Source organism: Blastopirellula sp. SH421, from assembly GCF_057808535.1.
The window spans coordinates 3264756-3278223 of sequence record NZ_CM173712.1 but is presented as its reverse complement, the minus strand read 5'-3'; the positions used below and the strand labels follow the sequence as shown (position 1 = coordinate 3278223).

The 13468-nt window shown below is 55.9% G+C and carries 9 protein-coding genes; 4 read left to right on the top strand and 5 right to left on the bottom strand.

What is annotated here, in order from left to right; genetic code table 11:
• The first annotated feature begins 40 nt into the window (after nucleotides 1-40).
• Both SH421x_RS13705 and SH421x_RS13700 read left to right on the top strand, forming a co-directional pair.
• Nucleotides 41-2494, top strand: a complete 2454-nt coding sequence (locus SH421x_RS13705) for a DUF1549 domain-containing protein (protein ID WP_488856324.1) — start codon at nucleotides 41-43, stop codon at nucleotides 2492-2494.
• A gap of 23 nt (nucleotides 2495-2517) precedes the next feature.
• Complete coding sequence (locus SH421x_RS13700; RefSeq protein WP_488856322.1) at nucleotides 2518-5913, top strand: WD40 repeat domain-containing protein; 3396 nt, start codon at nucleotides 2518-2520, stop codon at nucleotides 5911-5913.
• Between the two features lie 16 nt (nucleotides 5914-5929).
• Here SH421x_RS13700 and SH421x_RS13695 read toward each other — a convergent pair whose 3' ends face one another.
• The 5 genes from SH421x_RS13695 to SH421x_RS13675 all read right to left on the bottom strand — a co-directional run bounded on the left by SH421x_RS13695 (nucleotide 5930) and on the right by SH421x_RS13675 (nucleotide 11954).
• Nucleotides 5930-6622 carry a CBS domain-containing protein gene (locus SH421x_RS13695; protein WP_488856321.1) on the bottom strand — a complete coding sequence of 231 codons (693 nt, stop codon included), beginning with the start codon at nucleotides 6620-6622 and terminating at the stop codon, nucleotides 5930-5932.
• 141 nt (nucleotides 6623-6763) lie between these two features.
• On the bottom strand, nucleotides 6764-8413 hold the full coding sequence (locus tag SH421x_RS13690) for an ABC transporter permease (RefSeq protein ID WP_488856320.1): 1650 nt from the start codon (nucleotides 8411-8413) through the stop codon (nucleotides 6764-6766).
• Nucleotides 8410-9357: an ABC transporter ATP-binding protein gene (locus SH421x_RS13685; RefSeq protein WP_488856319.1), complete on the bottom strand. Its 948-nt coding sequence runs from the start codon at nucleotides 9355-9357 to the stop codon at nucleotides 8410-8412. Before SH421x_RS13685 ends, SH421x_RS13690 begins: the two co-directional genes overlap by 4 nt.
• Before the next feature lie 4 nt (nucleotides 9358-9361).
• A complete protein-coding gene (locus tag SH421x_RS13680; RefSeq protein WP_488856317.1) occupies nucleotides 9362-11605 on the bottom strand; it encodes a hypothetical protein in 2244 nt (747 codons plus the stop codon).
• 58 nt (nucleotides 11606-11663) lie between these two features.
• Complete coding sequence (locus SH421x_RS13675) at nucleotides 11664-11954, bottom strand: hypothetical protein (RefSeq protein WP_488856316.1); 291 nt, start codon at nucleotides 11952-11954, stop codon at nucleotides 11664-11666.
• Between the two features lie 155 nt (nucleotides 11955-12109).
• On the opposite strand from SH421x_RS13675, the gene SH421x_RS13670 reads away from it, so the two are divergent.
• Together SH421x_RS13670 and SH421x_RS13665 are read left to right on the top strand one after the other, a co-directional pair.
• Nucleotides 12110-12505, top strand: a complete 396-nt coding sequence (locus tag SH421x_RS13670; protein WP_488856314.1) for a metallopeptidase family protein — start codon at nucleotides 12110-12112, stop codon at nucleotides 12503-12505.
• 159 nt (nucleotides 12506-12664) lie between these two features.
• Nucleotides 12665-13405 carry a putative metalloprotease CJM1_0395 family protein gene (locus SH421x_RS13665; protein WP_488856313.1) on the top strand — a complete coding sequence of 247 codons (741 nt, stop codon included), beginning with the start codon at nucleotides 12665-12667 and terminating at the stop codon, nucleotides 13403-13405.
• Nucleotides 13406-13468 lie beyond the last annotated feature (63 nt).

Sequence of the window (13468 nt, the reverse complement as noted above, 5' to 3'; positions counted from 1 at the left end):
CGGCGCTATTCCCAATTTCGCTTCCACTTTCAGAGGATCCATGCGCGTCCATCGTACTTTCCTGTCACTCGCACTGGCCGCGGCTTTTGCCGCCGTCGTCGGCGATTTGCACGCAAACGAGCCTTCGCTCAGCGTGCTCCCCGGCGAGATCGTCCTCGATACCGTTAAATCGTCGCAACGAATCATTGCGCAGCGATACGACGGTGACCAGGCGTTGGCTGAAGCCCGCGATGTGGTCTGGAAATCGTCGGACGAATCGATCGCTACGGTAACCAACGGAACCGTCATTCCGCACGCCAACGGTCAGGCAATCATCACTGCCACGGTCGGCGACGTTACTTCGACAGCGCCGGTACGCGTTACCGGCCAAGATGCGGAGTTCCACTGGAACTTCCGCAACCAAATTTTGTCGATCTTCTCCAAGGCAAACTGCAACGGCGGCGCATGCCATGGCGCACTGGCCGGTAAGAAGGGATTTAAACTTTCGCTCTTTGGATACGATCCAGCGTCCGATTACGATTCGATCACACGGCACGCACGAGGGCGCCGTGTGACCTATAGCGAACCCGGCCGCAGTTTGCTGCTGCTCAAGCCTACCGGCACGCTTCCGCACAAAGGAGGCGTCCGCTTTGAAGTCAATTCGCCCGACTATCTCGCCGTCGCCGAGTGGATCGCCGACGGCGCTCCAGCGCCGCAAGAATCCGACGCGCGACTGGATCACCTTGAAATTTTGCCAGCGGCTAGTCGTCAGACGCCCGGCGATGAGCAACAGTTGGTCGTCATCGCTCACTATGACGATGGTCGCCGTGAAGATGTGACTCGTTGGGCCAAATTCGACTCGGTTAATACGTCCGTCGCCGAAGTTGCCGCCGACGGACATGTAGCGATCGTCGGTCCCGGCGAAGGCGCGGTGAAAGCCTGGTTCTTGAACCAAAATGTCCTGGCCTTTGTCAGCGTCCCTTATCCCGGCGAACCCTCCACGGCGGCGATCGCTGCGGCGCCGCGACGAAATTTTATCGATGATCGGATCCTCGCAAAGCTGTCCAGCCTAAACTTACCACCTTCGCCGCCGATCGATGACGCGCAGTTTGTGCGGCGCGTCTATCTTGACGCGATCGGCGTGTTGCCGACCACCGCCGAGACCCGGGCCTTCCTGGCTGATCCAGACCCGGCCAAGCGTGACAAGCTGATCGACGCGTTGTTAGAACGTCCCGAGTTTATCGACTATTGGTCCTATCAATGGTCCGATCTATTACTGGTCAGCGGCGATCGACTGCGTCCAGAAGCGGTCAAAAGTTACTATGGCTGGATCCGCGGTCAGGTCGAGAAAAATCGTCCCTGGGACGAAATGGTGCATGAACTGGTGACCGCCAGCGGCGGGACCTACGACAATGGCGCCGCCAACTTTTATGCGCTGCATCAAGATCCGACCGTCATGGCCGAAACCGTCGCCCAGGCGTTTCTCGGGCTCTCAATCGGCTGCGCCAAATGCCATAACCATCCGCTTGAAAAATGGACCAACGATCAGTACTACGGCATGGCGAATCTTTTTTCGCGGGTTCGCGGCAAAGGCTGGGGTGGCGATTTCCGCAACGGCGATGGCAAACGAACCGTCTTTACAGACACCGCCGGTGAGTTGGTGCAGCCCAGAACCGGCAAGCCGCAATTGCCGCGACCGCTGGATGGTGAAGCGATCCCATTTGCCGCGACCGACGATCGCCGCGAACATCTGGCAGATTGGCTGACCTCGGCGGAAAACCCCTATTTTTCGCGAGCGATCGTCAATCGAGTCTGGGCAAATTTCTTTGGGGTAGGGCTGGTCGAAAAGGTGGATGACGTTCGCCTGACCAATCCGGCCAGTAACGAAGAGCTACTCGCCGCCGCGCAGCAGTACCTGATCGAACATGACTTCCAGCTCAAAGATCTAATGCGGGCCATCATGCAATCAGCCGCCTACCAGCGCAGCAGCCAACCGCTGCCTGGCAACGAAAATGACGGTCGATTTTATTCGCGTTATTACCCACGCCGGCTTTCGGCCGAAGTGATCTTGGACGCTTACGCCGCAGTGACGAAGGCGCCATCCTCGTTCAATGGTTTTGACGCCGGCACCCGAGCGATGCAACTTCCAGACGCGAGCGTCGAGTCCGATTTTCTGGCGACCTTCGGCCGTCCCGAACGTCTGATTACGTGCGAGTGCGAACGAAGCGACGAACCGTCGATGACCCAGGCGCTGCATCTCTACAACGGTGAGACGCTATTGAAAAAGCTGAGCGCCGAAGGGAGCCGTTCGCAGCTGCTCGCGAAGAGCGAAATGTCGCCTCAGGAAATCATTGAAGAGGCCTATCTGGCGACTCTTTGCCGCTTCCCGACCACCGCCGAAACAGAAGCCATCGCCGCCGAGTTTGCGCAGCTCAAAGCCGAGGATCGTCAGGAACTGGTCGACGATCTGTTCTGGAGTCTGCTCACGGCGAAAGAGTTTCTCTTTAATCACTAAGTCATTTCCCCCGCCGGCATGCGATGCGAATTTTATTACTCACCACCGTTCTGCTGGGTGCAACGCTGTCAGCATCGGCAGCCGAGCCAACAGTCGAATACACGCGCGATGTAGCGCCGTTGCTGACCAAATATTGCGCCGGTTGCCACAATCCGGATGATGCAAATGGCGAGTTAATCTTGACCTCTTACGATGGCCTACAGGCAGGCGGCGAAAGTGGCGCTATTCTCTCTGCAGCTCAGCCTGATCAAAGCTTGTTGCTGGCCGTACTCGCATTAGAAGGCGAACCCAAGATGCCGCCAGCAGAGGAGCCGCAGCCAACTGCAGACGAAATCCAATTACTGCGCCGCTGGATTCAATCAGGTGCGCAAGGTCCCGCAGCGGATGACGCGCCGGCCATGATGAATGTCCCACAAATCGCTGTCCGTGCTGATCTACAACCAGCGACCAGCAGCATTGCCCTTTCGCCCAACGCGCAGTTGATGGCGATCGCCCGTTATGGGAAGGTCGAACTGGCGACGTTTCCTGACAGCAAAACGCTGCATCGGTTAGAGTTTACCGGCAAGGTCAATCAGATTGCTTTCTCGGCCGATGGAGCTTTGGTTGCCGGGGCAGGGGGGCAAGTTGGCGTGAGTGGGGAAGTCCGCATTTGGGACGCCGTGACCGGTGAGCTAAGACAGACCATTCGCGGACATCGCGACGCGATTTATTCGGTTGCTTTTTCACCGGATGGTCAAGTGCTCGCGACCGGCAGCTATGACAAAGATGCGATCCTTTGGGATCTCCCCTCTGGCACACCACGCAAGACTCTGGCCGGACACAACGACGCGATCTACGATCTCGCCTTCCGTCCCGATTCTCAAGTTCTAGCGACGTGCAGCGCCGACCGAACCGTCAAGCTGTGGGAGATCGCCAGCGGTGAGCGGCTAGAGACGTTTGGCGAAGCGACCGACGAGACCAATGCCGTCTGTTTTTCGCCTGATGGGGATCGAGTCGCCGCAGCCGGCGCCGACAATCGGATCCGCGTCTGGCAAGTCAGTAAGTCGGCCGCCGAAGGAACCAATCGGCTTCTCTTTACAAAATTTGCACACGACGCGCCGATCTTGGATTTGACTCTTTCGCCCGATGGCAAACTGCTGGTTTCAGCTGCTGAAGATCGGACCGTGCGATTTTGGCGTTTCGCCGACATGGAACTGCTGGGCGAAACCCCGCATCAGGCAGATTGGCCCGTCTCGCTGGCGGTAACCCAAGATCAAGCGCTGATCGCGCTGGCTCGGGGAGATTGGCAAGTCGAACCCCTGGCGGCGATGCGTTCCAAATTGAGCTCCGCCGCCGAAGCGATTGGACTCCCTTATCAGCCCCCCCAAGCGATTCGTTCGCCCCAACATGTCGCGTGGGACAAGCTGCCGACAATTGAGGAAGTAGAACCAAATAACCTGGTAGAGCAAGCCGCGCCATTGGCTTGGCCACAAGTGGTTCGCGGCGGCTTGCAAGATGACGCCGCAGGCGCCGACATTGATCTTTATCGCTTCTCGGCCAAGGCCGGTGAACAGATCATTTTTGAGACGCGCGCGGCGCGTGACAAAAGTCCTGCGGATACGTCTCTGGAGATCCTCGACGCAGCCGGGGCGCCGGTCCCCAGCGTCTTGTTGCGCGCAGTACGTGATGCCGAAGTAACCTTCCGCGGCATCAACTCTTCCACCATCGATTGCCGCACGACCAATTGGGAAGAGATGGAACTAAATCAATTTCTCTATATCCAGGGAGAAGTCGTGCGGCTCTATCGTATGCCGCAGGGGCCTGACTCTGGTTTTAATTTTTATCCCGGACAAGGAAATCGTCGGTCTTACTTTGATACAACCTCCCATGCGCATGCGTTGTTTGAACCTTGCTATATTGTCGAGCCCTACGCGCCTGGGTCGGAGTTGCCTGACAACGGTTTGCCCACGTTTTCGCTGAACTATCAAAATGACGATGACAGTCAGGGACGCGGAGCAGGAGACTCGCTGCTGACCTTTGTCGCGCCGCAGGACGGTGAGTATCTCGTACAAGTTCGCGATGTCCGCGGCTTTGAAGGCGCCGACTTCAAGTATCAGTTGATTGCGCGACGCCCGCTGGCTGACTTCTCGGCCAAGCTCGAAGGCGCCAATCCAACGATCAACGCTGGCAGCGGTAAAGAATTTACCCTGAAGATCGAACGGTTCGACAACTTCACCGGGCCTGTAGAAGTCGAAATCACCGGGTTGCCCCCCGGCTTTCAGACGATCTCGCCGCTGGTGATCGAAGCAGGGCATCTCGAAGCGACCGGCGTGATCACAGCGCTCCCCTGGGCGCCGGCGCCAACCGCCGCCAATCAGGCCACTTCTCAGGTGATCGCCAAAGCAAAGATTGATGGACAGGATGTGATCAAACAGGTCGGCAGTCTCGGCAAAATCCAACTTGCCGAGCGTCCCAAATTGGCGGTCTTTCTCTCTCCCCAAACTTCGCCCGGCAGCCCCTTTGGTAATCCGCCGCCTAGTCGCAGTTGGAAGACTTTGCGTCCCGAGCAGTACGCCACCAGCGATGAGAAGTCGGAGCTGGCCCTACTCAACGATGGTTCGCTCTTAGCGATCGGCGCCAACCCCGATCACGATCACTATCGCCTAGAAATCCCGCTTCCAGCAGGCGAAACCGTTCAGGCAATCGCTCTCGACGTGTTAGGGCATGCGTCGCTGCCGAGCGGCTCGCCGGGGCGCGGCGCAGAGAACGGCAACTTTGTTTTATCCAGCATTAAGCTCTGGTATCAGAAGGACGGTCAGGCGCCTCAGCCGATACAGATTGCTGCGGCCAACGTTGATTATGCCCAAGAAGGTTTCAGCGCGGCGGGACTGATTGATGACGATCCCCAAACAGGCTGGGCGATCGCCGAACCCCAAAAGGGCAAGTTTCCGGTCAAACGAAACGGCGAAGATCCTGCGCACCATGCCAAGCTAGAACTGGCGCAACCCTTGGTGGCGACCAACGCGGGAAAACTAATTTGCGAGTTGCGTCACGAGGGGAATCCAGGGCATCAACTGGGGCATTTTCGTTTGTCTGCATCTGCAGAGCCGCCGATCGTGCCGGACTACAAGTTTCCGACTATCGAAGAACTGACCATCGTCGCCGGCGAAACGATTACATGCCAACTGCGGGTCGACCGCCATGGCTTTGACGATCGTATACAGTTCGATGTCAGCAACCTTCCACATGGGGTCATCGTTGACAACATTGGTCTTAGCGGAGTATTGATTCCTGCGGGTGAGTCAGAGCGCACCTTGCAGCTAACCGCCGCCGTGTGGACACCTGCGTCAGAGCGCACCTTTCAGGCTTCGACCAAAGTCGAGGGAAATCAAGCTTCCTTGCCGATCCGACTGCGCGTCGTCCGCCCCAGCAACAAATAGCGCGACGCTAAACTATTTAGCCTGAACAGGCTTCGGCGTACTCTGGCGACCGTGCCGGTGCGCCTCGCGAAATTTGCTCCATCTGCAAAATACGCAAAATGCTTTGCAGGGTAAGCAGCAAATCTGTCGTGGTAATGATGCCAACCACACGATCCGCATCCACCACCGGCAGACACGAGATGTTGTTCTCGATCATATGCGAGACACTCGGCAAAAGCATCGATCTTGGCGAGACCGCCATCACCGGGCTCTGCATCACATCGGCGGCGACGCCATCTTTTGCAGACAGCAGGTCTCGGTCGCTGATCACGCCGACAGCTCGTTCTGCATCGTCAACCACCACCAGATGCCGTAGATGCTGGGTGCTCATCAGCTGACGCATTTCTGCAATCGAGCGTCCCGGCGAAACGCGGATCACCTGGGTAGACATCAGATTGCGCACCTCAATCTGGTTTTCTAACAGCAGATCAAGGTCGTTTTGCAACCTGCGCAGGATGACCTGCCGTTTTTCGTAAAGCTGCGATCGTCGACCTTCGGCCGCTTTGAGGTCTGGCTTGATCGCTATGGTCGCGTTGCGAAAGCGGCCTGAAAGCAAATAGCCGACCAACACGCCGACTGCCAGTGATAATGCCGCCACGACGAGCGTGGGTGCGGCATCCTGATCAAAAGCCGCCATCGATCCCAACCAAGTTTTGATGTCGATCATCATCGTTCGCTTACCCCACGCTTGAGACAATGCCTGCCTATTTTAGCGTAGGGCGAAAAGAGCCCAGCGGCTGGAGTTATCGAACAAATTGAAAGAGTTGTTCGGCGCCCAACCAGGATAAACTCAACACAATCGACGCAATCGTTATTTCTCATCCCAGGGGTCATCAAACCCTGTCGATGCGTGCGGCGAGAGCAAGAGTTCTTCTTCCTGGACGCGTACCGGGACGGCTTGCGAAGTTGGGACGATATCCGCTGCCGAGATAATCACTTGCAGAAATAGCATGATCCCGGCGCTAAGCACTAGTAGCAGAATGCTGAGACCAAGCTCCGGATCCCAAACACTCATCGAATCTCCCCCGATCTCAACCAGCGTCCAAAACGGATTGGAGATCTGCACCAGGCTATATTCGTCGTTAGGCAGCCAATAGCTTGAAAGCTGGATGATGATCGGCAGAAAAACGCCAAACAGCAGCAGTAAGAGATGAATGATCGCGGATAGAAAAATATCGCCTGATCCCAAGCGGCGCAAGCCGATCATCAATAATCGTCCGACGCCCAGGTAAATTACCACATACGACGTCGCAGCGGCGACATAAGCAATGAGCCTTTCAAAATCGAGATTTGTGCTCAGGGCAGACTGCTGAATCACCGCAGCCAACACGACGATCGAAATCGCCGCGCTGACCATGCCGCTCACGGCAAATAAATAGCCGCGCGCCGGTCCAGGCAAAAACCAATTGGAGTACAACCGACCGAAAATTGCCTTGGGAATCGAGCGCCGAACGCGCGGTGATAGGACCGGACTTTCGCCGACCATTAACGCTCCATGGATACCCCAATGAATCGCCAAGAACGAAATCATCACCAGCAGCGCATCCTCATCATAGGAGGATTCGATAAATCCCCAACAAAACCAGATGAAAAACAGGAAATGCTGCACAAGCATCACCACCCGCAGTTTTGTCGAACGATTTTCGCTGGCGAACGAAATGGCTGCGGCGGCGGCAAAATACATTAGCGCCAAATAGCTGAAATAGAAGGTCAGGATGCAGACCGTCATGGTCCAAAATTGCGAATTATCATATTGCCGCCAACCGGTATCTTCGACGACGACGGCGAGCGTTAGCCCCAGTGATGAAAAGAAAGCGAACAAAAACAAGATAATGACGGCGACCGACAACACGGATTGCCAGGACTTGGAGTTTGTCACCGTCGCCAACAGCAGACCTGCCATTGACAAAATCACCGAACCCAAAATCGCGGCCATCATGACGTAGCCAATCGTGATGATATCGATGCCGCGCAGCAAATAAGTAAACGCAACGCACGGAGCCAGCGCCGACAGATAGACGATCATCTGCAGGATGGCGCTCCCCAGTTTTCCGCTGATGATCTTGGTCGGCGGCAGGGTCGATACCGATAGCAACTCGTACGTTCCATCTTCACGTTCCCCCGCCAACGAACGAAACGCGGTGAATGGAATAATCACCAGCAGCGGAAACAGCAAAATATCGATGTAGCCAACCAGCATGATGGGTCCGTTGGCCGAGTAGTAAATTGCCGGCGAATTTAGCGCTACCCCCAACAGCGACCAGGCCCAACCGCAAGCCAAGACCAGGGTGAACGTGATGGCGAATTGCCGACTCTTGAGCGCTTGCCGCGTCTCTTTCACCAGAATCGGATTCAAGAACTCGCTACCGTATTCAACCAATTCGTCAAAACGCCGCAAGCGAGTTGCTGGCGGCGTCTGCGTGGGCTCTTCCAGTACTGCGGCCGACTCCACCGTCGTCATTGCACTCTGCCTTGGGTTACCGTCAGGAAGACATCTTCTAAGGAAGTATGTTTGGCGCCGAATTCGGCAATCACAAAATTGGCGTAGATCATCTCCCGCAGCAGCGCCGCCTCGGAGACGCGATCGCCGGCATGCGAAAAGATCACCAGTTCGCCGTCGACAAGCACGTTGGACAGATCTTCGCGCTCCGTCAGCCATTGGGCCAATCCTGCGGGATTCTCCAAACAACGAACTCGCACCGTTGAATGCGAAACTTGACCGCGCTGGATATCGGCCACACTACCGGTGGCCAGCAATTGTCCTTGTTCGATAATCCCGACAATGTCGCACATCTCGGCCAATTCGGTCAAAATGTGCGAACTAACCAAGATCGATTTTCCGTCGCTCGCCAAGCGATTGATCATCACGCGCAGTTCGATTCGCGCTCGGGGATCTAAACCCGCAGCCGGTTCGTCCAAAATCAGAACGGCGGGGTCATGGATCATCGCTCGTCCTAGGCACAACCGCTGCTTCATCCCTTTCGAGAGTCCGCTGATCGGTTTCTTGGCCAACACGTCGAGCCCGGTAAAGTCCATCGTGTAGTTCAGCGCGCGGCGTCGCTCATGGCCACGCAGACCATATGCACGCGCGAAAAAGTCAAGGTACTCCCAACAATTCACATTGGAATAAGTGCCAAAATAGTCGGGCATAAATCCCAACCGACGCCGGACGCGGTCGGGGTCGCTAATGACCGAAAATCCATCGATTAGCGCATCGCCAGCAGTCGGCAGATCGAGCGTCGCTAAGATGCGCATGCTGGTCGTCTTACCGGCCCCGTTAGGACCAATAAAGCCAAACACCTGGCCCGCGGCGACTTCAAACGAGATGTCGTTCACCGCTTTGGTCGCGCCAAAAAAGCGATGCAATCGCCGTAGTTCAATCATCGGAGTAGCGGTCGCAATCATCGGCTTACCATTTCCCCCGGATCATCTCGAAGCTTAACTCTGATTGAAACTCCGGCACTCCGACCGGTGTCAACGAACTCCGTTCGACCAGCGCTTCGTAGCTGTGCGGAGCGCCAGGTATTCCGGACCGCACCGACTCGTTCAATTCTCGTTCCAGCCGACTGGTCGCATGCGAGACCGCAATCGCCTCTTCTGGAATCTGTCGATAATAGTTGCCGCGGTTGTAACGATTACTGGCGTTATAAGCGTACTGATCAAAGCCCGCCGGTAATTGCAGGTCAAATTTGCTGATTCGACCTCGAATCTCACCGGCGATCTGCGGCGTGGTGATCGTCAGCGTTCGCTCTTCTCCGGCTTTCAAGTCCTTGGTCGCAAACAGATGCTTGGAGTCCTTACCGGTGATCACGACCTCTTTGATATCCACGCCGAGCAAATTTTTGATAACTACGGTATCGCCGCGGGGGGTGATTGCTAATTTCAATTCCGTTTTGCTCGGTCGTACTACCAGCATTTGATGCGTAACGCGGGAACGAAAGTACCCCCGTTTGAGATGCTGCGAGTCTTCACTGAGTAAAAAGAGCTGATCCTGTCCCCGATCGTCGCGTGACTGATTGATCTCGAACACCGCCGTATCGCGCGGAAAGACAAACCCCGCAGACGGCGCGAGGCCAGCATAGTAGGCTTGCCGTGACCAGGTGACCGCATCGCCTGTTCGCTGATCCAACAGAGTAACTCCGCGCGTTCGCAGCTTGACTCCAAAGCCGTCCGAAAATAACGCAAAACCGATCAGCGCGAACGTCACCATCGCCGCACCGGCCGGCACCGTCACAATGATCCAGTTGAGTCGCCCCGCACTGCGTAAGAGGAAATAGTTGACCGGCCCAATGACAATCACAAACAACGAGATCAGGACCTGAAACGAAGTCACCGGAGCCTGACCTACGCCTGGGATCATAAATTGCCAGTAGTGGGAATTGTCGCGCAGTTGCGACTGCCCGTTACGCTGGAACCACATCCAACGATCGCTGCCGATTCGATCCAGCAGATCCTTCCATTGACGCGAGTCGCCGGGGAACGGCGAACCAGCAATCGCGATGACCAAGCCCATTTGCCAAGGGCGCATTTTCAATTCCAAAGGTGGCGCTAGCCCATGGGGATCGGTTCCGATCCGAAACTCTCCATCATCCGCCACATAAGACTCGGCATAAGTGTTGCCAGAATATCCCCGCGTGCGCAGCTGATCGATTCCGGCTCGGCGCGCAAATGGACTACGATCGGTCCAATCCTCACCGACGCTGGCCTGGGGCATTCCCAGCAGTTTTGTTAGTTCTTTACAATCCGCGGCAAATGCTTTTCCCTCGGTTAGATCGGTCACAATCAAATTGCCGCCGCTGCGTACCCATTCGGTTAACGCCGCAAATTGCTCGGGTTGATTCGCTTGCATCCCCTGCAGATCAGCCCAGGCGACAAACATCAGATCGACCGAAGTCAGATTCACCCATTTTTGAGGCAACTCGCGTGGATTTAAGATCTCGATCCGCCCGAGTATCCAGAGTGTATTGAGAACTTCCAATCCGGTTTTACCACCGCCGATCAGCGTGTTGACCGCTCCCCGTTCTGAAGGGATCACTTCATTGATTAAGACGCGTAAATCAGGAAGCGGCGACTTTGCCTGATTGTCGAGGATCAATTTCACCTGCTCGTTGTACCAGGCGATTCGTTGATCGCGGCTCGGAGCATCCGAGTCGATCACGAGGATCGCCGGAAATGCCTCGCTGCCAGAGTTGCCATAATTGTCAGAAATCTGAACCGGACTATCATCCCGGGTCGACAGCTCTTTCAATTCGGTCCCGTTCTCATAGGTAGTGACATTCATCTGGTACCAGAACGAAGTCGAAGGTGCTGAAATCTCGGTGGTCGCTGTGGTCGCTCCTTGAGGGAGTTCGACCACGGCGCTGATCCGCATGATCTGATGACTGCGCCAATCGACGCCGCTCAAATCGACGGTCAGCACCCGATCGGCTTTGGTCGGCATGCCGTTGGAAGTATTGACCGTGACCCAGATCGGGCGATAGCCGCTATTTTCGACCCAGTTTGTATCGATGGTCATCGTCAACTGGTGCTTAGCTGACTTGCCGCCTGTCGGAAACGAAACGACTCCCCGGTTTTGTCCCCAAGCGGTCGCCGTTATAAGCACGACCCCAACCAGCATCCCCAACGCACACTGCGTTCGCCTGTCTGCATGCATGGGAATATTTTTTCCTCAGAAAAGTAACGGCGACAATAGGCTTTAATCTGCGGCGGCTTTAATCTGCAACATGGTGATCGGTCGGCAAGATCTGCGGAGCAGGCGTCTCATGCGCGAACGGAGACTGAAGCTTTTTACGTTGCGTAGCGCCAAACACCAGCGAAGCCAGCGCGGCGAATGCGAGCAACAAAACCTGGCCAATCGCCCAAACGACCAGTGCGATCAGCGAGAGCATCACCGCGACCGCCCAGGGATGTCCACGTACGGCGCTGGCCAATGTCCAACAGACCACCGCCAACACGGCGGTGCTTAACAACATGCCTCGAATAGTGAATTGCAGTCCTAACATGTCGCCTATTGTCTTCGACTGAGCAAGCTTTTCAAGAATATTGTCGAACTCGGCCTCGATCTCTTGTTCGATCCAGCAGACGCAATCTTGGCTTGGAACCGTTTTTTGCCTATGGTTGTCGGTAGAAAGCTCTGGTGGACCCGAGAAAACGCTGCATGAATTCTGAACTACGAAATCTATTTGATACCGAACTGGACGCCGTCTTGGCCGAACTTCCCGAGGCAGTCCATCAAATTCTGGATCAAGTTCCCCTGTACGTCGAAGACCATCCGTCGCTCGGCCTGATGAAGCAATTGCGCATCCTGCATCGCAGTCATCTGTGTGGCCTTTATACAGGGATTCCGCTCACAGAAAAGAGTGTCACGCATAGCGGGATCTTGTCAGACGCGATTCAGATCTTTCGCGAAGGAATCATCGCCCAGACAATCACAATCGCCGGAAACCTGACAATGGAGGAATTGCGAAACCAAATTCGCATCACCATCCTCCACGAATTGGGGCACTTCCACGGGCTCTCTGAAGACGATTTGCAAGAGCTCGGATACGGTTAACATTTGGCCCCAGATTAACTTCTGGGCGTCCCTACATCGGGCAATCGTCAGAACTTTTTCCCCCGTTTTACCGGTATATTCGGAAAACTGGCCAAGTCTCGGCCGTCTAATGTCGAAACGGAGGATGGAGCAATCTGATTTTCCATCTGTAGTTGGGCCATGCACGTTCAACCGTTGCTACTTTCGTCAGCCAGCCTAATCGGCTCGACGCTGCGCAGCGGTTCGACCTCGGCCCCAGTTCGCAACTCTTCGATCGCTCTCCCCTCCAAGTCGACTCAGCCCGAGGACGAACTCACTCTTTCTTCGGCAGCGTTGAGCGCAGCGGCATCCGAAGATCCAGACAGCGCCTCTGCTGTGGTCGACCTGACGCCGGAAGAGCAAGATCAGGTTAACCGGCTCAAAAGCCGTGACCAAGAGGTTCGTCAGCATGAGCAAGCCCATCTAACGGCGGCCGGCCCCTATGCCCTGGGCGGCCCCAGTTACACCTATCAGCAAGCCCCAGACGGCCAGCGTTATGCGATCGGCGGCGAAGTCCAGATCGATACTTCACCTATCGAGGGAGATCCCGCTGCGACGCTTGAGAAGGCCCGCGTAATCCAGGCAGCCGCTTTGTCCCCCGGCGAACCGTCGTCGCAAGACAAAGCGGTCGCAGCCGCCGCGGTTCAACTGGGTCAAGCAGCCCAAGCAGAGCTTCAGGAACAAGAATCGGCGAAAAAAACAGAACAGCCGTCCGCTGCCGCCTCCTTGCCAGCTTCCGCCGACACAGCTTCTTCACAGACTCGCGGCGAACCTGCCAAAAACCCCCAACCTGCCAGTCTCCGCTATTTCTCCCAACAGGCGGAAGCTGCCTATTCGCAGTCAGAAGCCAAATTGAGCGGCAGCCTTTTTCTGTTGGCGTAGATATAGTGAGAGTTCGCCTGAACCTCTTTCGCTGGGGCGGTATCTAGTTATTCTATAGATAGT

Excerpts from the sequence above, each read along its gene's own strand:
- SH421x_RS13705 (WP_488856324.1), top strand. The coding sequence starts at position 41 with ATGCGCGTCCATCGTACTTTCCTGTCACTCGCACTGGCCGCGGCTTTT.
- SH421x_RS13700 (WP_488856322.1), top strand. The coding sequence starts at position 2,518 with ATGCGAATTTTATTACTCACCACCGTTCTGCTGGGTGCAACGCTGTCA.
- SH421x_RS13695 (WP_488856321.1), bottom strand. The coding sequence starts at position 6,622 with ATGATGATCGACATCAAAACTTGGTTGGGATCGATGGCGGCTTTTGAT.
- SH421x_RS13690 (WP_488856320.1), bottom strand. The coding sequence starts at position 8,413 with ATGACGACGGTGGAGTCGGCCGCAGTACTGGAAGAGCCCACGCAGACG.
- SH421x_RS13685 (WP_488856319.1), bottom strand. The coding sequence starts at position 9,357 with ATGATTGCGACCGCTACTCCGATGATTGAACTACGGCGATTGCATCGC.
- SH421x_RS13680 (WP_488856317.1), bottom strand. The coding sequence starts at position 11,605 with ATGCATGCAGACAGGCGAACGCAGTGTGCGTTGGGGATGCTGGTTGGG.
- SH421x_RS13675 (WP_488856316.1), bottom strand. The coding sequence starts at position 11,954 with ATGTTAGGACTGCAATTCACTATTCGAGGCATGTTGTTAAGCACCGCC.
- SH421x_RS13670 (WP_488856314.1), top strand. The coding sequence starts at position 12,110 with ATGAATTCTGAACTACGAAATCTATTTGATACCGAACTGGACGCCGTC.
- SH421x_RS13665 (WP_488856313.1), top strand. The coding sequence starts at position 12,665 with ATGCACGTTCAACCGTTGCTACTTTCGTCAGCCAGCCTAATCGGCTCG.